This is a genomic window from Longitalea luteola (assembly GCF_017356035.1).
In the GTDB taxonomy this organism is placed as follows: domain Bacteria; phylum Bacteroidota; class Bacteroidia; order Chitinophagales; family Chitinophagaceae; genus Niastella; species Niastella luteola.
On record NZ_JAFIQX010000001.1, the window covers coordinates 943,468 to 965,328 of the forward strand.

Below are 21,861 nucleotides of genomic sequence, written 5' to 3' on the forward strand. Positions count from 1 at the left end.
TAGGAGCCTTATAGGGGAAACGAAACCTTATAAGTGGATGCCACTATATCGGTGAAACCTTCCTGTAGCAATGCAGATGGCAATACCGAGGAAACCTGCAAGGGGTTCCGTAGAGACTACACGTGGCACACCTGAAATGGTGAAGATATAGTCCAGACCACAAATTCCGACCCAGGTTGGAAGCAGGGAAACCTGTAGCGGGTAAGCTAAGCAGCAGGTCATTGGTTCGAATCCAATCCGGTTCACGAAAAAGCTTCACAACAATGTGGAGCTTTTTTTATGGCGAAAACCTTTGCAAATAGAATGCTAACACTCAGCACGCCATTTGACCAATGACCAGCTTGTACCCTTTGCCATGCACATTCAGGATGCTTATGCGCGGATCCGCCTGCAATTTTTTCCGCAATTTCGAGACGAACATATCCAGGCTCCGGCCAACGATAACGCCTTCATCTTCCCACACTTCTTTCATCAACTGATCACGATCTATCAATTCCTGCTGGGCGTTGGCAAATACGTGCAACAGTTTGGCTTCTTTGGCTGTGAGCAGAATGATGGTAGAGCCGGCTACCAGTTGCTGACTTTCCGGCAAGAAAACCAGGTTACCAATAGCAATACCCGATGACCGCGGGATTTCCTGTTTAATCGCTGACGATGGCAGATCTGGTTGTGTGTTTTGCTGTACCGGACTATCCATCGTAATTCCGGTTGAGGCACCCAGGGCTGGCATATTGTCTGCCTTGTCGGTGGTTCTTCTTTTTCTTAAATATAGTGAGCGGAATAATAAACTTACCAGAATGGCCACCAGGCTACCCGCCAGCAGGCCCATGGAAAACGGGTACATACCGGCGGCTTCGGTTTCTGTAAACCTGATCCGGATATTGTAACAGGATCTTTCCTGCCGGCGACCCCCGCAGGGTACTATATTACGGGAACTGTTTTTATATATCCGGAATCCATAGATCACTTCGGCCGATGGGGCGCAACGGATCACCTCCACGAGGTAACTGGAGCGCAGGCGGTTGGCCGCGACTACCCGGCGTACGGTAGCCACTAAAGTATCGGTTAAGAAGGTAAAAGGTGCCGTAAACCGGATCAGGTATTCCCTGTTCGCCCGGTCTTCCACAGGAAGGATACGGGAGGAGGAATCGCCGGCCTGTAACAGCAATTGGTGACCGATCTGCCGGATCACCAGCTTTTCAGTCGCCTTATCTGTAGCGGGCAGGGCAGCCCGGTCACGGATGGCAGTCCATGAAACGATGACTATCAGGGCGGTGCCTATTGCCAGCAAGGCTTTCCAGTTCATACTTAAAATTACAGCATTCCCTGCGAGCTCCGGTGCCTCCGGCCAGATTTTACATTCGTTTACAAAGCTTTTACTACGCTTTTACCCCTCCCGCAAACGGACACCGTAGGTTTGTATCAACAACCCGGGTTTCTTTCCGCTTTCATCATCACATAAATCAACATCTTATGCGGTCAATCTTATTTTTCGTTTGCGCATCCCTGTGCCTGGCCGGTGCCGTGGCCTGCCGGGATCGTTCAGTTGCGGCTATTGACGCCTCTACACCTGCTATTACATTGCCGGCATCTTCCACCCCAGTGGGAAGCGTAGTAGGTTATTCCCTTGTTATACCAGAAAGTTTTGTCAAATGGAAAGGCATGCATGTTATGGGAGGAGCTGGACATCAGGGCTATATCAAACCCCTGAAAGGCAACCTGGCTTTCGATGCCAACGGCTCTATTGCAGGAGGCTATTTTGAACTGGATATGAATACAATAACCACTACCGACAAGAAAGACACGAGCAGCGATAACGGACTGGTATCGCATCTGAAAGACCCTGACTTCTTTGATGTGAAGAAGTATCCCAGGTGTACGTTTCAATTAACTAAAGCGACTAAAGTCTCCGGCGATTCTTCGTATTATCTTACCGGGCAACTGACCTTGCGGGCCATTACACAAGAGATCCATTTTCCAGCCACGATTGTCAAAAATGGGGAGGATATTGTTGCCACAGCGTCGCTCACAATAGACCGTACGAAATGGGGCATTACTTACAAGTCGGGCAGTTTATTGGGACTTGTGAAAGACGAGTTGCTGGAAGACACTGTACCAGTATCACTGGTTTTACGGTTTCAAAGCAGTAAGAAACGGGCCTGTTAAAAATCATCAGCTTAATGACGAAAACGGCTACAACAAAAAAGCCTTGTAAATCTTGGGATTTACGAGGCTTAATAAGAGCACCAGTATTTTTTTTAACTATAGTAACAGATATATGCTACATCCGTAGCACACATTACATCAAACGATGAGTTTGCGGCTACTTCAAAGCTGTCACCCTGCTTGTGCGTGAGCCAGTCGCCACCGCTCAGCTTTGTACGCATAGTGCCGGAAATAACTACCATGGTCTCAAGTGAAGAGGTGTTAAATACATAAGTCCCCTTTTTCATAACGCCGACAGTTGCAGGCCCTTTCTCTGTTTCGATACCAAGGCTTTGAACTTTTCCATCAAAATATACATTGTGCGACACTTTATCATTTGAACTGCTCATACATTAATTTATTAAACGTCATTATTTTTTTGAGGCGCTAAGTTAATTTATTCCGGTAGAACAACCTAAGCGGTATTTTCATTTCTTAGAGCAGGTTTGCAAATCACTTATTTCCCGAATCAGCGCAGCTATTGCCTAAACACTGCACTTGTTAATTGTTGCTGTAACTCCCAAAGCATTTTATATAAATTTACTCAATTGCATAAGTAACCGAACATAACCGGTTTATTAACTATGCAATTAAACATCACTGTTACTATTCTATTGCTCCGGTTGTTTTTTATGACCTTCTCAAGGAAAGCGCACCGGCTTGCCGGTAACAATCGTTTGTGCCTGCTGTAAAGGGGGCGAACAGGAAGCACTTTGTTATTATTAACCATAAATATTATCAATGAAAAAAGTAATCATCCCACTGGTACTTGGATTCATCACTGTGTCCTTTCCCGGGCAATTATCCAGTGCCCCTTCGGAGGGAAAAGCGATGCGTAAAGCGCCAAAGCCGCCAGTAACGATCACACAGGTACCGAGTAAACTCACGCTTTCCTGGTTCGTGCCCAGCAACAGAACCTGTAGTAAAACGCCTAACGATCAGTCGAACCCGGCATTGAATCCGGGTGCCAGCAGCCTGGCCAGCCCGATCACTTATTATTGCAAGGTCACCGTTGAACCAAACGCACCTACAAACATGTACGCCGCCTCTACATACAAGTTTACCTGGTTGAAAGCCGGCTCTTACCTTGACATTAAAGTACCCAAAGAGGTGGGTGGCAAGATCACTGTAGATTTTTATGAGAATTGCAACAACTGCATAGACGGCAAGATGAACAGACCTATCTGGCACGGCACAGATATGATACAAAAAGGGCAGCCTAATGTAAATGTGAACCTGAATTTTACAGGTGTGCTGGGAGGCTGTTAGATCAATCTGTTTACATTTCTTAACCTTTTACTCCTTTCTAATGAAACAAAATTCCCTGTACTTATATGCCTGCGTGCTGATGATGGTATGCAGTTGCGGCAAAAGCAAAGAGCAAACCGGTAGCAAGCTCGATAAAGTAAATGTCCGGACGGCTACCACCGAGAACGTGAACGACATTATGGGTTTTTATACCTTTATGGAAACACCTACCAATGGAATGTTTGGCGCCATCCATCATTCCGTAAGGCCGGCAACCGCTTCACGCAACGTGCCTGCAAATGACAATTACAGGTTCAGTGGTGCTTTTTACGATGCGAATAACAACCTGATCCCCGGTGGGAAAGTTGTATTTAGCGGGATAGAGTTTTCGCCCGTGAATAATTTTTACAGCTTTGCCTCCAGCTACATTCCCGCCCGTCCAAGTAAGGATCCTACAAAATACAGTTCACTTGAGGGGCAAATCGTTACCTATTCGATCAACCCTAACCCTGCCACAACTACAACAGCAAGAGTAGTACCTGGCCCGGCAGCCCTTGCCCCCGGTTACTTTTATATTCCCAAAAAGGTGAGTCTGGCCACCAACGGCGCCATAACCCAGGTAGGCAATAACTACTTTGATGTATGGAATTGGCAGGCCATATTCAATCCGCTTGACCTTACGATCACCTGGAATGCAGATGCCCAAAATGATAAAGGAGTGGTTATTGGGTTCGAATACGACCAGGAACTGAGTTCACAGTTTTATAGTACTTCACCTGCATATAGTACCAAACGGTATAAGGCATTCCGTGTGCCCGATAATGGAAGCTATACTATAAAATTGACCGACCTCAATGAAATGTGGCCGGGCAGGGATATCTATAAACAATTCAATGCAGTAGTGACCCTTACGGTTGGCCGGGCGAACTACGCCATCGTTAACAGCCCCGATAACTTACAAAAGTATTCGATCTATGCCGGCAGCGCACAGGAAACACTGATAGTACTAAACTGGGGGCCCTGGCCAAGAGTGACTGGTTAATAAATAATTCCGGAAGAACATGCGATTATTATCCCGTTTATATGATCAGCAAAGCTGGCCGCAATTCCTGTTGTGCTGGATCTCCTTTGGTATACTGCTATCAGCTTCGTGGTTTGTGCATCCGCTTTTGTCGTTATGTTGCTTTGTGCCTTACTTTATTATATTGTTTCGGTGCAAAGTGCGTGGTGCCTGGTACCTGCAGTTGTTCATACTGAACCTTACATGGAATGCAGCCGTTACTTACTGGTTATGTCAACTGGATGTAATAAGAGGTTCGGGGGCGCTGTTGGCGAACAGCGTCCTCTTTTTGCTTCCCGTAATGTTATGGCAGTTATATGTACGGTATGGGCGTATTAAGCAGGGGGTAGCCCTGGCCTTGCTGCTTTGGTGGTTGCTTTTTGAATATGTGCATCACCTGTGGGATTTTTCCTGGACCTGGCTTACAATAGGCAATGTATTCGGAAAGGCGCCTCAACTGGTATTATGGTATTCATGGGTGGGTGTAATGGGCGGATCGGCCTGGATATTGGTATGTAATTACCTGCTTTACCAACTGGGCAAACGATCATGGCATATAAGGAAAGCGTCAGTAGCATTAATGGCTATCGTACTGCCAATGGTGCTGTCGGCAGGGTGCTGGTTTTTCCAACAGCCAAACACTAACTCACCGGAAAAAGATATTACCGCCATTGCTACTACCATGGGCGGTACCGACGAGATAAGTGACAGGGAAAAGATACTTATCATTGACTCCCTGGCAACACGTGATAAAAAGTCAAAGGGAATAACCTTATTGCCCGAAGTGTTGCTATCGAATGATGTGTGGCTCAGCCGGTTTGCATTGGGTGATGTATACGCCCGCCTCAAACATGGCCTTCAGTTGTGGCAAACTGATAATATAATTGTGGGTGCCCTGCTCAATGTACCCGATCCGGAAGGGTTGCATGTAGAACAGCGCATGGCCCTACAACAACATTACAGCCGGTACAACGCGGCATTGCTGATCAATGCGTCTGATACCTTTAGCCTCAAGCTGAAAAAAGTATATGTTCCGCTGGCAGAATATGTGCCATCGTACCTTTCTTTCCTGCACCTGAAAACATATGGCTTTGCCAAAGACCCTTACAATACCAATCACTTCGACATTGATGGTAAAAAATATTTTATAGGCATTTGTTATGAAGTAGTGAACAGCCTCTTCATGGCTCAAAGTTTACAAGATAATACCAATGCCATACTAATGCTGTCGAGCGAAAGCTTTTTTGGCGGGTCGGAAACCGGACGACGGCAATATATGAACATTTGCCGGCTGCGCGCGCTTGAGAACAACCTTCCGTTGGTAAAGTCTTCCAACGATGGAATTGTTATGGCGGTAAATGCCAGGGGAGAGCTGCAGCAAGCCAAACGAACTGTTCTTCCTTATGTAATGCACGCCACCATCAGGCTTTCTACCCCTTCCTGCTATCGCCACATAGCCCGTTGCTTGCCGTATTTTTTGATGACGTTATTGGTTTCGCTGGTTTTATTTCCGCTATTCAGGCGCATTTCGGTAATATCTGCATCGCCACGGCGGGCTATTGGTACAGAAGAAATGGCCGCTGGCGACGCGTGACCAGGTAGCATTGAGCAGCGCGTTTACCAAGGGCAAAATGCTCAATTTTTTTGGCCATGCCTATAGAGCAGGATGCCGGCTACAACAAATGGACTATTTTTGCGCATTTGAAATCAAACAGTCGATGAGTAAACAAGTTCCAGTAGTTAAGTATAATACCAGTTATCCTTCCATTGAAGACCTGCGCAACAAAGCCAGAAGAAAGATCCCAAAATTCGCCTTTGAATACCTCGACGGGGGATGTAATGAAGATGTGAACCTGTATAAAAACACGGCCGAGATCAGAGAGGTGGAATTAGCCCCTTATTATCTGAGCAAACACAAAGGGTCGAGCCTGCAAACCGAACTGTTCGGTCATGTGTACGATGCGCCTTTTGGTATTGCACCCGTTGGACTACAGGGACTCATCTGGCCCAATTCGCCACAGATCCTTGCCAAAGCTGCAAAGGATCATAATATCCCCTTTATACTGAGCACCGTTACTACGGCCGATATTGAAACCATCAGCCAGATAACAGAAGGCAGGGCCTGGTACCAGCTGTACCATCCTGCCGAAGACGCTGTACGCGATGATATTTTAAAGCGGCTCGAAGCCGCCCAATACCCCGTGCTGGTGTTGCTGAGCGATGTACCTTCGTTCGGGTTCAGGCCAAGAGACATTCGCAATGGATTGGCCATGCCGCCCAGAATGACCCTGAAAAATATTTTGCAGATCATGACGCGGCCTGAATGGGCATTGAAAACATTGAAGTACGGTACGCCTAATTTTGCCACGCTGAAGCCCTATATGCCAAAAGGATTAAACATGAAACAGCTGGGGCTTTTTATGAATCGCACTTTTGCCGGCAGGCTGAATGCTGATAAAATAGCACCCATTCGTGATAAATGGAAGGGAAAAATTGTAGTGAAAGGAATTGCCACGGAGGCAGATACCGAAATGTGCATGAAGCTGGGCGTAGATGGCATTATCGTTTCTAACCACGGCGGCAGGCAGCTTGATGCCGGTCAATCGGCTATAAAATCAATGCATCCGATCATCGATCGCTATAAAGGGAAAATTAAAATTATGATGGACAGTGGCCTGCGTTCGGGCCCGGATGTAGCCAGGGTAATGGCCAGTGGCGCCGATTTTACCTTTATGGGCCGGTCGTTTATGTACAGCGTGGCCGCACTCGGGGATGAGGGCGGTAATCATGTGATCGCTATGCTGAAAACACAATTGCAGCAGGTAATGGAGCAGGTTTGCTGTGAGCAGATCTATGACTTGCCGAAGCATATTATTAAATAAACCATTTCAGTTTGAAGAAATTCAAATCGGGATTATATTGTCCAGGCCAGAAATTTACGGGGCGTCACCAGTTGGCGCCTTTTTTTATGCGAATGCCTGATGAGTTTGGGATTTCAATAAAGTTGTAAAGATCGGCCGTTAGGCCCTTCAAACTCATACTTTAAGCCCCTTTTTCATTTCCAAATCACCACAAAAAGTCAGACCTTGTACCGCTAAAACCGGACCATGCATCATGATGTATAAACACGCGAAACCACATCAGGCACTGGCTGCTTATATTCACTGCTTTTGGTCAATAAAAGGCGAGGGAAGTGGGATCCATGTGGAGCGGATCTTTCCGGATGGGAGCCCGGGACTGGTAGTAAACCTGGGCGAAAAATGCATTACCGACAATGGCCTCGTAACCATGCATCCTGGCCGTTCTTATTTGGTAGGCGCCATGACTTCTTATAAAGAAACCTATCTTAACGAAAACCATCACCTGATCGGCGTGTGCTTTAAACCGGGCGCCTTCTCTCATTTTTATAATTATCTACCGCTGGCCGAAATCAGGGAGCAGACAGTACAACTCGAAAAAGCGCTTGCGCCCGACACCAGCAACATGCAGGAACTGTCGTTTGCCGACTTAAACGCTTTTTTTCTCAAGCGGCTCAATCCACCCAGACAGGACGTTTCCTCCATTGTAAAATGTATAAACGAAACCAAAGGGCAAATTACGGTAGACGCACTGGCCAAAAAGAATCACACGTCACCACGACAACTCGAAAGAAGTTTTCATAAGCATATCGGCATTACTCCTAAAGAATTCATCAATATCACCAAATTTCAACATGCCTTCTCAGACATCACCCGTAACAAAGGGCATAAAAGCTTATTGGATATTGCCATTGAACACGGATACTATGATCACGCGCATCTGACAAATGAGGTAAAACGGTACACGGGCCTGCCTCCTTCAGGGTTATAGAATCACTTTTGTTGAATTCACCAGTCCTTTTTTCGAATTCATTTGTCCTTTTGTTAATTTCTATCATGCTTTTGTAGAATTCAATGAGTCTTTTTATGAATACTATATTTCTTTAGTTGAATTCAATATTCAATTGGATGAATTTACTTACTCAATTGCAAGATATAGTACTCCTTTTGTTCAATGCTTAACCCAGTTGATCAAATGAGGTGCAACTATTTTCGATCTGATAGCAACTTTCTCTGAATGAGTGATAACTTTAATCAAATGGCCTGGAACATTTGACAAACTGAATGATCAATGTAACAAAGTGCCCATTGCATTTGCCTAAAGAGCTGGCAAAATGAGTAAATGAGAAACTCAATTTGCCAAAAGTAAACTTCAATTCTACAAACCAGGTATACAATTCGCCAAAAGTGCTATTGAATTTCAAAATAAGACTCGTTCAGCTGCCTAATGAATAGTCAAAACAAAAAAATAGAATCAGCACATCAAAAAATGGCAAAGTAAAACTGAAAAATGAAGGACCAAAACCTGGAAAACGGAGGTCACTTAATGGTGAGAAAGCCATTATCTTGCTTTGCTATCGTCCTCTTGTTATTCTTCCGGTATTCGAGTGGACTAACACCGCCGCTGTGCTTCCTGAACTGTTTGTTCAAATGGCTTTCGTCGGTAAAACCCAATTCATCGGCAATTTGGCTGATGGTAAGCGTACTGTTCGCCAGCCGGTGTTGCACCAATTGTATTTTATATTGAGTTATATATTGTTGCAGACTTTCACCAGTAAGCTTTCTGAAGTATTCACCCACATAAGTAGCCGAAAGATTAAATTTTTTAGCCAGGTAAGGAATACGTAGTTTATCGGGATTATTAATGTTCTCATGCACATGCAACAACATCCGATTGATCAATGGTTCGGGTTCGGGATCCTCTTTTGAAGTTAACTTTCCATCGGCGACATTGCGTGCAATTATATTCAGCACCAGCGTAATAAAATGCTGCAGGTTCTCTTCATAATAAGGCTCTTTTCTATCATATTCCTGCACCATATTATTGATCAAAGTAGCAATCATTTGGCAGTCGGCCGGTTGTTTGATCAACACCCGTTCAAATCGGTTGTGATGGTAGAAAATATGTTCCAGTTGCCGTAACCATGATGATATGCGTTCACGGTCCTGCGCATTTTTACATTTGCTTAGAAACACTTCTGAAAACCGGATGGAGCAAAACCGGGTAGGTGATTGCATTTCAAAACCCCGGCAATCGAGTGGCGTAAACAGAAAAATACTGCCCTTGTTATAAGGGAACCGATTGCGGTTGACGACCCGCACGCCTTCGCCGTCGAGTATTTGCACAACCTCAAAGAAATGATAGATGAGTGGTCGTGACTGCCACTCTTCCATGTCTGACACATACAACTCAAAGGGTCGTTGTAACATTTTTTGTTTCATAACCTGTAAAATTACAGAACAAACCTTTTATTATCCCTGTTCCGGCCTTGCCAGGGCTATTAATTTTGACCACAAATCATTTGACTACTATGCATTTAACTGAAAAAATGTTTCCGGCAGCCGGATCCTCCACCATAAATGCGGTCCGTGTTCACCGCCATGGCGGGCCAGCTGCACTTACTTATGAAAAAATTGCTATCGGTCACCCCGGTCCCGGTGAAGTACGCGTGCATAATAAGGCGGTAGGGCTCAATTTCGTTGACATTTATTTCCGCAATGGTGAATATACGCCACCGGCGCTGCCATTCGTCCCAGGCAATGAAGGTGCTGGCATCGTGGTGGCCGTTGGAGAAAACGTAACAGATTTTGCACCAGGCGACAGGGTAGCGTATGTAATGACGTTGGGCGCTTATGCCGAAGAAAGCCTCGTGCCGGCCCACTATGTAGTACACCTGCCCGATGCCATTGATTTTGAAACGGGCGCTGCGATGCTCCTGAAGGGACTTACCGCCCAATACCTGCTTCGACGTACATTCCGGGTTGAACCAGGGCATACTGTTCTCATTCATGCGGCAGCCGGCGGAGTAGGGCTTATTCTTACCCAATGGGCGAAGCATCTGGGCGCTACTGTTATTGGTACAACAGGTTCTCCGGAAAAGGCTGAATTGGCATTAAAGAATGGTTGTGACTTTGTGATCGATTATCATAAAGAAGATTTTGCCAAACGGGTAAAAGAAATTACGAACGGGGAAGGCTGCCATGTCGTTTATGACGGTATTGGCAAAGCAACTTTTCCTCATTCGCTCGATTGTCTTCGCCCTTTTGGTTATTTCGTTAGCTATGGCTCTGCCTCAGGCGCCATTGAGCCGTTCGATATTATGCTGTTAATGAAGAAAGGTTCGGTATTCGCCACATGGCAGTTGTTGTTCGACCACCTGGCAAAACGGGAAGATGTGCTGGCCATGAGCAGCGAACTTTTTGAAGTTGTTGCCAGCGGCGCTGTGAAAATTTCGGTACATACACGCTTACCGCTGACCGAAGTGGCAGAAGCTCACCGGCGGCTCGAAGCAAGGGAAACAACCGGAGCAACGGTACTGCTGCCTTAGGGACCTCCATTTCATTACTATCACCAAATTTCAACATGCCTTCGAGACATCACCCGTAATAAAGGGCATAAAAGCTTGTTGGCTCTTGCCATTGAACATGGGTACTACGATCACGCGCATCAAATGAGGTAAAGCGGTACACGGGCCTGCCTCCTTCAGGGTTATAATTTTGTCGCCTTTTTCCAAATTACCTTGCACTTTCCATTATTACCTTTGCCCTATGAGAAAGGTAATTCTGAATTTAGCCACAACATTAGACGGCTTTATTGAAGGAGTAAATGGTGAGTTGGACTGGTGCTTACTCGAGGAGGATATGCGTTTCGATAGCTTCCTCGAATCCATCGATACCATCTTTTATGGCCGCGTGAGTTATGATTTATGGGGCAATTATCAGCCTGAGGCATCTGCCTCCGGTATGGAGAAGCAGATCCATGCAGCCATACAGTCGAAGAAAAAATTCGTATTCTCCAGGCAGCCACGGTCAGATGATAAAGCCACTTTCATTAACACCGACGTAGTAGCCCAGGTAAAAAAGATCAAAAACCAACCGGGAAAAGATATCTGGCTCTATGGAGGCGCCAAACTCATCACCACTTTTGTAGAAAACGGCCTGGTGGATGAATATATGATCTCTGTTCATCCAACTGTATTAGGCGCCGGCAAGCCCTTGTTTGATATATCAGCCAGATTGTCGCTGGTGCTTATCAAAACAAATGTATTCAAATCCGGTGTGGTGCAATTGATCTATACAGCCCATACCAAACAGTGAAAAAGATGTTTCTTTCTATCCGATGCTTCCACATGGTTCGTCAACTAATGTAATGTAAATATTGTAAGTTCGCCGGTGAATTTGCAGCGCTGGTTTTATGAACTTAATTATATTTACCCAATGAAGAAATTGTCCGTATTGTTTGCCCTTGGGCTGTTTGCTGTTGCCCCGGCTGTCTTTAGCCAAAAAAATATCGATCCCAAAGAAATTCGTGATAAGATGCAGTGGTTTGCCGATGCCAAACTCGGCATCTTTATTCATGCCGGAATTTATGCAGTTAATGGCGTTGATGAGTCCTGGAGCTTTTATAACAAGAAGATCAGCTATGCTGATTACATGAAGCAATTGAACGGCTTTACGTTAAAAAAATACGATCCTGCTTTTTGGGCAGGCCTCATCCAGCAAAGCGGCGCCCGGTATGCTGTCATTACCACCAAACATCACGATGGGGTGGCTATGTACGATACCCGCATGAATGCGCTCAGTATTGTAAAGAAAACACCGGCAAAACGGGATATGATCAAACCCTTATTTGAAGAGTTACGTAAGCGCAATGTCAAATGCGGAGCATACTATTCGCTTATTGACTGGAGCGATCATAATTATCCCGCCTTCCTGAAAGACAGTTCCCGGTATGTCATATCGAAAGATTATGATCGCTGGAACCGCTTCCGTAATTTTTTTCAGGGACAGATCAAAGAGATCGCCACAATGTTCAATCCTGATCTATGGTGGTTTGATGGCGACTGGGAACACAGTGCCGAAGAATGGGAGTCGCAGAAAGTAAGAACCATCATTCTGTCAGCTAATTCCAAAGCTATTATCAACGGACGGCTCCAGGGCTATGGCGATTATGAAACGCCCGAACAGAATTTTCCGGTAACACGTCCTGATTATCACTGGTGGGAACTTTGCATGACCAGTAACGACAACTGGGGTTTCCACAACGACAACAACTGGAAAACGCCTTATGAAATAATTACCATTTTTGTAGATGCTGTCGCAAACGGCGGTAACCTGCTCCTTGATATAGGACCAAAAGAAGACGGCACCATTCCTGATGAACAGGTTAATTTATTGAAAGAACTGGGCGCATGGAACAGTAAACATGGCGAAGCCATTTTCAATACAGTAGGAGGGCTGCCTCAGGGGCATTTTTACGGCCCTTCAACGCTGTCGAAAGATTCCACAACTTTATATTTATTCCTGCACGGAAAAATGAATGGACAGGTAATGATCAAGGGGCTTAAAAATAAAGTGGAAGAAGTTACCGTGTTGGGCAGTGAAACAAAGCTGCCATCGAAAGTAGTGGGAAAGATCTCCTGGAGCCCTGTGCCCGGACTGGTTTATATTGATGTACCCGCGTCCGTTGCAGATAAGTACGTAACTGTATTAAAAGTGAAGCTCGATAAGCCGCTTGATTTATACAAGGGAAGCGGCGGTTTAAAATAAAACAAGGCAATGGCCTGATTCGATGCAATCGTATCTCAAATCGCTTAACGAGGCGTCCCTCCTTGGCGCTTCGTTAGGTGTAAAAATCCGGTCAACCTGCGTTTTGACAGAGAACGCTACAACATCACCCGCTTCCCTTCCTTTGCCGATCTCTTTGCTGCTTCTAGTATTCGTACTACAATAAGATTGTTCTCCAGTGAAGAAAGATCATTGCCTGGCTGCACTTTGCCATGCAGTACATCCGACAGATACTGCAGGTTATCCGTATACAAAGGTTGTTGCAGTGGTACAGACTCATAACTGTTCTTCAACCTCTGCTGAAGTGTATTTGGATTCAATGCGTGCAGATAACCGGATTTACCAAAGACTTCCAAGTCCTTTATACTAAATGGCCAGTTCCACGATGCTTCAATGATACCAGTAGCATTGCCATAATCCAGTACAATAGTTGCGTCGTCATCTACCTTGGGATACAGGTGGGGTTTGATCTGATGTGTAACTGCGGTCACAGCAACCGGCGCCTTTCCGTTCATCAACCAGGTCATTAAGTTAGCGCCATAACAGCCGAAATCAGTAATTGCTCCGCCGCCATTTTTTACCGGATCAGTTAACCACTGCAGAAAGTCTTTGCTGCAACCAATCTCTTTGGGGCCTTCGTGCCCATCGTGTACCACCATTCTTCTTACATCGCCAATAACTTTCGACTGCACCATGTTATACAGTTGCTGGTTGCTTGCATACCAGGTGGTTTCATAATTAGTCAACAAATGAATGCGGTACTTTCGCGCCAGTTCAGCCATACGATTGGCCTGTGCTACGGTTGTTGCCAGCGGTTTCTCCACCATGACCGGGATGCCTTTGGGCGCACAAACTTCTACTACATCGATATGCTGATAAACGGGATTGTAAGCGAGCACCGCTTCAGGATGGATCTTTTGCAGCATCATTTCAAGGGAAGGGTAGAAGATGGAGTCGGGCAGTTGAAACCTTCTTTTATAACGGCCGCTCAGGGTAGTATCGGCCTCCGCAATACCCTGGATGATCACTTTGCCTTCTTTGTACTGGTGCATCAGTCCCATTGCATGGTCGTGGCTAAGTCCGGCAACACCTACTTTCAACGGCTGCTGGCTTAATACAGGAAATAGCGATGCAAGTGCCATGAGTGTGAGCAGTGATTTTTTCATATTATTAGGTTGATGAAAACAAGACAAATAAAGTTAAAGCTTTAGCAGAATACATGAATGCTTTCCTGCATTTGTTGTATTTTATTCATCATCCTGATGGCTGCTGGTTGTCTGGTAAATGTTGCGATTTGCGTATCTTTAGTATATGACGAAAAATACCTTATCAATCATCTGCCAACTGCTCTTTCTTTTCCCTTGCGTTGCTCAACGGTTCACTCAGGTTCCTTCAGACAGCGGCGTATTTATATTACATAAGTTTCAGCAGGCCATAGGACGCGAAGTGTATCACACTACCAAAGCGAATGGTAGTACAAAATATGATATCGATTTTAAATTTGTTGACCGCGGCAGTCCTGTTCCACTCACTGCCAGCATCCGCGTAAATGCTGCCGGCGAGCCATTGTCTTTTTTTATGAAAGGTAAAACCTCCCGCTTTTCCCAGGTGCACGATTCAGTTAGCATTACCGGTCAGCAGGTATTTGTTCATACCGCCTATACATCGTTCACGCAGCGTCTTTTGCCGAACACGTTTACTATAGAGGGGTATTCTCCGGCCACCGTTCAGCAGTTGCTGCTGAAATACTGGCTACTAAAGAAGCAACCAGCCCATATTCATACACTTCCTGCCGGCTCGCTGCAAATCCGTCGCGAAGGCATCGACACGGTAACCCTGAACGGAAAACGGTTTATCCTTAACCGCATGGGCATCCGCGGACTGATCTGGGGCAGCGAAATGGTATGGACTGACCAGCAGGGTAATGTTGTATGCATTCTGACGATCGATGCAGAAGGAGATAAGACCGAGATGGTACGGGAAGCCTATGTTTCCCTGCTCCCTTCCTTCATTGCTCTGGGCGCTCAATATGGAATGGCTGCTTTTGCCGCTTCCTTACAAGGGAATAAACACCGCGAAAAGATGCTGGCCATCAAAGGCGGCCAGTTAATTGATGTAGAGAAAGGCATTGCTGTGCCCAACAAGATGCTGCTGATCAAAGACGGACTTATCGCCCAAATAGGCACTCCTGAAACCCTGCCTGCCAACATACCAGTCATCGATGCTACGGGAAAAAGTATTGTGCCCGGTCTTTGGGATATGCACGCCCATTTTCAGCAAACGGAATGGGGACCGGCTTATCTTGCCGCCGGCGTAACCACCGTTCGCGATTGTGGCAATGAACTTGATTTTATTACTGCTACGAAGAAAGCAATAGACAGCGGCAAAGGGGTGGGTCCTCGTATCTTAATGGCCGGCATCATCGACGGCAAAGGGCCTATAGCCCTTGGGGTTATCCAGGCCGATACACCGTCAACTGCTATTAAAGCGGTTCATCATTACAAATCCCTGGGTTTTGATCAGATCAAACTGTACAGTTCAGTAAAACCTGCAATTGTCAGGGTCATCTGTGATGAAGCACACCGGTTGGGGCTTACTGTTACCGGACATATACCGCGTGGGATGAACCTTCGCGCAGCCGTTGACTCAGGCATGGATATGGTGAACCATCTTCCATATTTGATAGGCCTCATGAAAGCCGATAAATACAGGAATATAGATTTTGAAGATACTGCGAGTCAGGCTGCCATCGATTTTGTGGTAAAGCATCGTACGGTAATTGACCCGACTATCGGCGTGTATGCCCTGTCGACCAGAAATATTAACGAAGATATTACGAAGATAGAGCCCGCTTTTTATACCTTGCCGCTCACCCTGCAGATCCAGTTTAAAAGTATGGGAGTGGATTCTGCCACTGCAGCGTTGTATAAACCTGCGCTTAAGAGCATGGGTATATTGGTAAAAAAGCTGTACCAGGCAGGTGTACCTATTGTAGCGGGTACGGATATGTGTTTCCCAGGTTACAGTGTAGCGCGTGAACTGGAATTGTATGTGGAAGGCGGCCTTACTGCTGCCGAGGCGCTTAAAACAGCTACCATCATTCCAGCCCAGGTCATGGGTAAAAGTGCTGTATCGGGCTCTATTGCTCCAGACAAACAGGCGGATCTGTTTATCGTAGACGGCAACCCGTTCACCAATATCAGCGACGTACGCAATGTACACATAGTGATCAAGGACGGGCAGGTGTATGACCCGGAGAAACTGCACCGCATAGTTGAATTCAGCAGTAAGAAAGGCCGGTGATCCCTGGCAGGCATGATGAGCATTTGGTGAAGTAAAAAAGATAATTAAAGAGGCAAGCCACATGGCCTGCCTCTTTATGAAACTGTTTACTGTTCGTTGATTACATCAAGAATGAGATAGGTTTTTTTCCCTGATGGCATTTGCCAGCTCACCTGTTGTCCCTGCCGGAATCCTATGAGGGCTGTACCAATTGGCGCCATCACGGAGATCTTCCCTTCTCTGATATTCGCTTTTTCGGGGGTGACAATCGTTATCTCCATGATGTCATCCGTTCCTTCGGTTTTAACCCGGACTGTTGAGTTAATTCTTATAGCATCATTGGGAAAGTCTTCTTTCTCCACCACTTTCGCCCGCTTTAATTCGGCTTTTAATACTACTGCGTTCCGCCGGTCAAATGCCGTCTTTGGTTTTACTCCATTTAAATACGACGTCAGTAATTTATGATCGTCTTTTCTCAGTATCAGATCCTCGTTTATCGTTAGCATCATAAATAATTTTTAGTGATTGATTTTCGTTCTGCCATTACATGCAGCTACTGTGCACGACCTGCCGGGTCATACGCTGGCAGACAGCCCTGAAGCTGATCTAATGATTTAATTGATAGGTAAAAGCTATCCTAATACAACCGGAGTGTAATTCCCAAGCGCTTTTAAGATCAGGCTTGGGGAATAAACCCAAAGTCTTTAAAGCTTGAGATATAGAACAGATGGTGGCAGAAAGGCATGAACTCCTGAAATGATGATGGGCGTATCATTCCACATCCGAAGGAACCGGATCTTGTGAACGTGAAAGTTCGATTATGGAGTATTACCTGGATCATCACTGCAAAGGTAATGAAATATCCTGTATAAGAAAATGCAGGCATATAAGCAGTGGTCGCCCGGGTGTTAATTTTCATTAAAAAAAATTGCACCATCCGACAGCTGCGGATGGTGCAATCCTTTTAGAGGTTCTGATGTCATACAAAGTCACTGGCCAACCAGGTACTACATGCCGGCCATTGTCGCATAGCTGGCATTTTCATCGCCCATCTTCACATCATCAAAGTAGATCACTCTTCTGTTCGTAGAAGATGTACGGCTGCCATTCCAATATGATTTGTAAATACCGAATTTCCAGAAGGGGAGGTGAAAACTACCGGTGAGCGGGTAGCTGTTGGCGCCGGCATGATTCAGAATCTTCACACCATCCCGCCAGATCTCCACCAAACCGTCTGATCCGGCTGTGTGATTCACATGCATAACATACGTATGCCATCTGTCTTTGTCCAGTGCTCCAAGATCGATCCAGGTTTTGTTAAGCACTCTCAGGTACAGTCTGTCGTTTTTTGTACGCAGACAGAGCGCTGGTGAAACGCCACCGCCCTGGTGCCACTGGGTGATCACTTCATCTGCTGCATCAGGTGTATAATCTGCGCTGGGAATGTACATCGCATAAGAATACCAGCGGTTGTTGCTTGTTGCTATGGGGAAAGTTATTTCAGCTCTTGTTCCACCCTGTACTTCGGGATCACTATCCCTTAATTCAAAACGTATCGATTTACTACCACTACTGTATTGATCGGGGGAAGCTGTAATTGAATAGGGTGCTGCTGCCTGCAATTTCGCATAAGAATTATTGAACCAGTTTCCATCGGCATTCTCCTGCCAGATCACGTTGCCAATAGATTTAATAGAGACCTGTTCGTTCACCGTATTGTCAACTTCGTTTTCAACGGGAGATATCATTGCATCTTTCTGACAAGAGTATAAAGACGCTACCAAAAAAGGAACCGCAAGCAGGTGCTTGTTGTTAAATAGTTTGCCTGAGTTACGCATCGATGTTTTCATTTGAGTTTTTTAATTAATTGTTTAAATACAGCATTTCACTTTGCTGTCATGGTCAACGGTATGGACAGAAATCTCCCTGTCGTATCACAAGCCCTTTTTTGAGCTGTGATCCGTTAACCCGAAGGCACTTCATTACTGTTTTCAGTTTACATTTCTCTCTGTTTGGCGTACTTGCAGTACACCAACCTCCTGGTGCACAACTGTGAACATGGCACACCGGTTGATCCTTACTGTTTGATTATTGACTAACAGGTACGAGTTTAACCAAGTAACGAGCTCGTGTTATTATGCTTTCTGTAAGTCGGATAAATCTGCTTCCAATACTGGCACCGGATAAATCTAGCTTAAGCTGTAGTTAAATTTCATAAGGGACAACAGGGTAGGACTTACTAACTTTTCAGTTAGTATCAATGCATTTTAACAATACTCTTAGTGGGATAATTCAACTATGAATTCTCTTGCTTTGCTTGCACAAAGTATCAGCACCATTTTTTTTGCCATAACAACAGCCTTCAAACCGTTTTTGAAATAATTATCAAATTTGTGTGGCCGGTTGATCAGCGTCTGGCAATAAAAAATGGCTCCTTTTGTAAATGGGATTTTTCCAGCAATTGGGAAAAACTGTCTGGCATGCATATTACCGGGGCTGGCACGGATTGCTTTGTTTTAGCTCCCAGTTGAGAAATTCCAGCTGCTATAGATGACGCAACCTGGATGAGTTGACTAAAAATGGTGTTTAACATAGGTCCTTTTGTGTTTTTCTAAGAGTATTTCGCCTAAGTTGACAATTATGGTGCCTTAAAAGCCAGAAAAAAGAAGCATATGAGCTGCGTCAGTAAATTTGGGTAAGGGTTGGTAAGGGTTTATGCTTACTTAAGTTCATAAAATAGCCCATTTACCGGAAAAAAAAGGAGTCAGCAAGCATGCCACAACCGGCTACCGGAAAATGAGGAAGAAACGCGCCACCGGTAAATTGAGTGTTTTTATTACAATTAAATAAATATTTTCTTTATTCAGCCAGGTGCTGTCAACGATCAAAAAGAAAATGGCACAGGTTCAGATGATCATACTATTATAAAAATCCTTCCTGGTTCTGCCACGTAGGCGTTTATGAAAAACAGACAGGCTCCTCTTCTGCCAGACCAGGAACCATCCCGTTTATCGATACCTATCAGTTTTAGCGCTGACAGCATTGTATGTCTGCACCAGAAAGGTTTATATTTTTATCGCGTTACGGTGAAGGCAAAGGGCCAGGTATGGGTTAAAACCGGGAAGATCAATGTAGTTAAATAAAGGCTGTCAGCAGCGGTTTGGGAAAAAAACCGGCAGCGCATTAATCGCTGCCGGTTTTATAGCTTATGACCAGAATGAGTTTTCTGCTTCGATGTCCGCAGTAAAGACCCTCGCTTTTACAATTTCGCCATTGTTAACCGTATAAACGTCTATATTTTCTACGTTGAGTGTAGCGCCATCCGGTTTCGTCGCCTGCCATTGCAACAGACAGGCTACCTCGTTTCCATTGACGGTAACTGATTTAATATCCGTCAGCCGGAGGCTGTTTGCTGATAGTTCAAACATTTTTCCTACCATACCGAAAACTTCGGCCGCTGAGTTTTTGATCCCTGATACCAGATTATCGCCTGGTTGCTCCCAACGAATGTTTGGACTTAACAGCGCTGCGAGTTGTGCGTTATTACCGGTTTGAACAGCCTTTAAGAATTCGGTCACAATTGTTTTTGCCTGATTTTCCATATTAAACGTTTTTATAAATGATGAATAGATTTCAATTTTTATCTCGAATGATCTCCTGAGTGTCGAACAGGTTTGTTGTTCGTTTCTGAGTTCAAAGTTGAGGCAAAAACAACCTGCAGCTGTTATCATTTGACGACCATGAGTTGTCAGATCGCGCCATTGTTGATTTCGTCAATCGCGACAATGTGTTGACTGATTGCGCCAGGCGCTCCTGATCTCCCATGAAGAACTTATCTTAGTGTTATTATCATTGCTTATTAGTATGGAAACTCCTGCGAACAACTTTATATTGGGTCTTCTGGCTTATGCTGCACAGCGCGACATTGCACCCGAACAACTCTGCAAACTGGCGCATATCGATCCGGCCTGGCTGCGGTCGGCCAATAAGCGGCCGTTATCCGAAAAACAGGTAAACGATCTTTGGTTAAACGTGCTGCATCTTAGTAAGGACGCACAGTTTGGCCTGCACCTGGGAGAATCGCTGCAGCTCTCAGCGCTGGGAATAGTGGGAGAGATCATTAAAAGCAGTAAAACGGTTGGTGAGGCGGTAACCAATGCTGCGGGGCTGGTGGAGCATGTGACCGACTGGTTCAATATGACGGTCACCAGGAATAGCAATTCCTTTACCATACATATCAATCCACTGAAAGCGGACTGGAAGTCATTTGTCCCAGCCGTTCAAATGCTTGATGTGTTCATGGTGCTGGTCATCCATGAATTAGATGGCCTCTTGTTACATAAGATCGCGCCGTTAACGGTGAGCTATATGCCTGGAATAGACAACCTGCATGAATATGAACGCGTGTTCCGCTGCAGGCCTGTTGCTAAAAGCAGGAAAAACGCCATTACCTTTGACAGCTCCTTTTGGGATGAACCCATCATCACAGCAAATTATGAGCTCCAGCATTTTTTGAAAGAGAAAATGAGTGCCGCGTTGAATCAGGTGAAGAAAAACGAGCGGCTTTCCGATAAGATCAATCGTTACCTCATCAGTAATGCGTATCTGGGTATATTGTCGCTGGAAGAAACAGCTGCTAACTTTCATATGAGCCCTCGCACCCTGCAACGGCGGCTGAAAGAGGAGGACGTAAGTTTTCAGCAGCTTGCTGACAGTGCCCGTCAGTATCTGGCGGTACAAACGCTGAAGCAGGGGAAATACTCTGTTAAGGAGATTGCCTATATGATGGGATATAATGAATTAAGCGCGTTTTCAAGAGCCTTTAAACGCTGGACAGGAAACAGTCCGGAAAGTTATCGGTTGAAATACAGCACGCAGTCATAAGAGATGACAAACATATAAAAGCCGCGTACATCGAAGGATCTACGCGGCTTTGTAGTATGGCCAATGGTGTAAATTCCCGCATTATGCATCGGGAATCTCAGGCTCCACTAATTTTGCCAGTTTTTCCAGTGACTCCTGCCAGCCTAAATAACACATTTCAGCAGGTATTGCTTCAGGTATGCCTTCCTGGTTAATTTTTATTTCAGTACCGACGATCGTTTTGCGCAGCGAAACGGTGGTGATCATTTCGCCCGGCAGGTTTGGATCGTCAAATTTATCACTGTATTTCAAATACTCATTAGGTTTAAGTTCCAGGTAATTTCCACCGAATGAATGACTATTGCCGGTAGTAAAGTTCTGGAATGACATTTTAAAAGAACCGCCCGTTTTTACATTCATTTCATGAACGGTGCATATAAAGCCATAGGGAGGCAACCATGATGCAATGGCGGGAGCTTCGGTAAATGCCCGGTAAACTTTTTCGGGTGATGCTTTAAGAACCCGGTGTAACGAAACAGCGTTGTTCGACATAAGATT

At 45.3% G+C, this 21,861-nt stretch carries 19 protein-coding genes; 11 read left to right on the forward strand and 8 right to left on the reverse strand.

What is annotated here, in order from left to right; all coding sequences use genetic code 11:
- Nucleotides 1-313 precede the first annotated feature (313 nt).
- Entirely contained in the window at nt 314-1,306 is a 993-nt protein-coding gene (locus JUB15_RS03550; RefSeq protein WP_207510936.1) for a winged helix-turn-helix domain-containing protein, read from the reverse strand.
- A 167-nt stretch (nt 1,307-1,473) separates the two neighbouring features.
- Here JUB15_RS03550 and JUB15_RS03555 point away from each other — a divergent pair, with 167 nt between their 5' ends.
- Nucleotides 1,474-2,166 carry a YceI family protein gene (locus JUB15_RS03555; protein WP_207510937.1) on the forward strand — a complete coding sequence of 231 codons (693 nt, stop codon included), beginning with the start codon at nt 1,474-1,476 and terminating at the stop codon, nt 2,164-2,166.
- Nucleotides 2,167-2,258: 92 nt separating this feature from the next.
- Here JUB15_RS03555 and ppnP read toward each other — a convergent pair whose 3' ends face one another.
- A complete protein-coding gene (gene ppnP / locus JUB15_RS03560) occupies nt 2,259-2,555 on the reverse strand; it encodes a pyrimidine/purine nucleoside phosphorylase (protein WP_207510938.1) in 297 nt (98 codons plus the stop codon).
- Between the two features lie 391 nt (nt 2,556-2,946).
- Between ppnP and JUB15_RS03565 the strand changes: the two genes are divergently transcribed.
- The 5 genes from JUB15_RS03565 (at nt 2,947) to JUB15_RS03585 (ending at nt 8,362) form a co-directional block, all read left to right on the forward strand.
- Complete coding sequence (locus JUB15_RS03565; RefSeq protein ID WP_207510939.1) at nt 2,947-3,474, forward strand: hypothetical protein; 528 nt, start codon at nt 2,947-2,949, stop codon at nt 3,472-3,474.
- A 40-nt stretch (nt 3,475-3,514) separates the two neighbouring features.
- Nucleotides 3,515-4,495 (forward strand): hypothetical protein, encoded by a 981-nt coding sequence (locus tag JUB15_RS03570; RefSeq protein WP_207510940.1) that lies wholly within the window; start codon nt 3,515-3,517, stop codon nt 4,493-4,495.
- A 19-nt stretch (nt 4,496-4,514) separates the two neighbouring features.
- Entirely contained in the window at nt 4,515-6,107 is a 1,593-nt protein-coding gene (locus tag JUB15_RS03575) for a hypothetical protein (RefSeq protein ID WP_207510941.1), read from the forward strand.
- 124 nt (nt 6,108-6,231) lie between these two features.
- Nucleotides 6,232-7,395: an alpha-hydroxy acid oxidase gene (locus JUB15_RS03580; protein WP_207510942.1), complete on the forward strand. Its 1,164-nt coding sequence runs from the start codon at nt 6,232-6,234 to the stop codon at nt 7,393-7,395.
- Nucleotides 7,396-7,627: 232 nt separating this feature from the next.
- Entirely contained in the window at nt 7,628-8,362 is a 735-nt protein-coding gene (locus JUB15_RS03585) for a helix-turn-helix transcriptional regulator (protein ID WP_207510943.1), read from the forward strand.
- A 548-nt stretch (nt 8,363-8,910) separates the two neighbouring features.
- Here the strand turns inward: JUB15_RS03585 and JUB15_RS03590 are convergent.
- Nucleotides 8,911-9,813, reverse strand: coding sequence for a helix-turn-helix domain-containing protein (locus tag JUB15_RS03590; RefSeq protein WP_207510944.1), 903 nt, complete (start codon nt 9,811-9,813; stop codon nt 8,911-8,913).
- An 89-nt stretch (nt 9,814-9,902) separates the two neighbouring features.
- Here JUB15_RS03590 and JUB15_RS03595 point away from each other — a divergent pair, with 89 nt between their 5' ends.
- The 3 genes from JUB15_RS03595 to JUB15_RS03605 all read left to right on the forward strand — a co-directional run bounded on the left by JUB15_RS03595 (nt 9,903) and on the right by JUB15_RS03605 (nt 13,140).
- Nucleotides 9,903-10,919: a quinone oxidoreductase family protein gene (locus JUB15_RS03595; RefSeq protein ID WP_207510945.1), complete on the forward strand. Its 1,017-nt coding sequence runs from the start codon at nt 9,903-9,905 to the stop codon at nt 10,917-10,919.
- Between the two features lie 220 nt (nt 10,920-11,139).
- Nucleotides 11,140-11,688, forward strand: coding sequence for a dihydrofolate reductase family protein (locus tag JUB15_RS03600; protein WP_207510946.1), 549 nt, complete (start codon nt 11,140-11,142; stop codon nt 11,686-11,688).
- A gap of 120 nt (nt 11,689-11,808) precedes the next feature.
- Nucleotides 11,809-13,140, forward strand: a complete 1,332-nt coding sequence (locus JUB15_RS03605; protein ID WP_207510947.1) for an alpha-L-fucosidase — start codon at nt 11,809-11,811, stop codon at nt 13,138-13,140.
- A gap of 116 nt (nt 13,141-13,256) precedes the next feature.
- Here JUB15_RS03605 and JUB15_RS03610 read toward each other — a convergent pair whose 3' ends face one another.
- On the reverse strand, nt 13,257-14,324 hold the full coding sequence (locus JUB15_RS03610) for a Gfo/Idh/MocA family protein (protein WP_207510948.1): 1,068 nt from the start codon (nt 14,322-14,324) through the stop codon (nt 13,257-13,259).
- A gap of 145 nt (nt 14,325-14,469) precedes the next feature.
- On the opposite strand from JUB15_RS03610, the gene JUB15_RS03615 reads away from it, so the two are divergent.
- Nucleotides 14,470-16,461, forward strand: a complete 1,992-nt coding sequence (locus JUB15_RS03615; RefSeq protein ID WP_207510949.1) for an amidohydrolase family protein — start codon at nt 14,470-14,472, stop codon at nt 16,459-16,461.
- 86 nt (nt 16,462-16,547) lie between these two features.
- On the opposite strand, the gene JUB15_RS03620 is transcribed toward JUB15_RS03615, so the two are convergent.
- The 3 genes from JUB15_RS03620 to JUB15_RS03630 all read right to left on the reverse strand — a co-directional run bounded on the left by JUB15_RS03620 (nt 16,548) and on the right by JUB15_RS03630 (nt 20,042).
- Nucleotides 16,548-16,949: a GreA/GreB family elongation factor gene (locus JUB15_RS03620; RefSeq protein WP_207510950.1), complete on the reverse strand. Its 402-nt coding sequence runs from the start codon at nt 16,947-16,949 to the stop codon at nt 16,548-16,550.
- A 498-nt stretch (nt 16,950-17,447) separates the two neighbouring features.
- Nucleotides 17,448-18,290 (reverse strand): polysaccharide lyase family 20 protein, encoded by an 843-nt coding sequence (locus JUB15_RS03625; protein ID WP_207510951.1) that lies wholly within the window; start codon nt 18,288-18,290, stop codon nt 17,448-17,450.
- Between the two features lie 1,356 nt (nt 18,291-19,646).
- On the reverse strand, nt 19,647-20,042 hold the full coding sequence (locus JUB15_RS03630) for a nuclear transport factor 2 family protein (RefSeq protein ID WP_207510952.1): 396 nt from the start codon (nt 20,040-20,042) through the stop codon (nt 19,647-19,649).
- Nucleotides 20,043-20,304: 262 nt separating this feature from the next.
- Here JUB15_RS03630 and JUB15_RS03635 point away from each other — a divergent pair, with 262 nt between their 5' ends.
- Nucleotides 20,305-21,324, forward strand: coding sequence for an AraC family transcriptional regulator (locus JUB15_RS03635; protein WP_207510953.1), 1,020 nt, complete (start codon nt 20,305-20,307; stop codon nt 21,322-21,324).
- Between the two features lie 81 nt (nt 21,325-21,405).
- On the opposite strand, the gene JUB15_RS03640 is transcribed toward JUB15_RS03635, so the two are convergent.
- Nucleotides 21,406-21,855, reverse strand: coding sequence for an SRPBCC family protein (locus tag JUB15_RS03640; RefSeq protein ID WP_207510954.1), 450 nt, complete (start codon nt 21,853-21,855; stop codon nt 21,406-21,408).
- Nucleotides 21,856-21,861 lie beyond the last annotated feature (6 nt).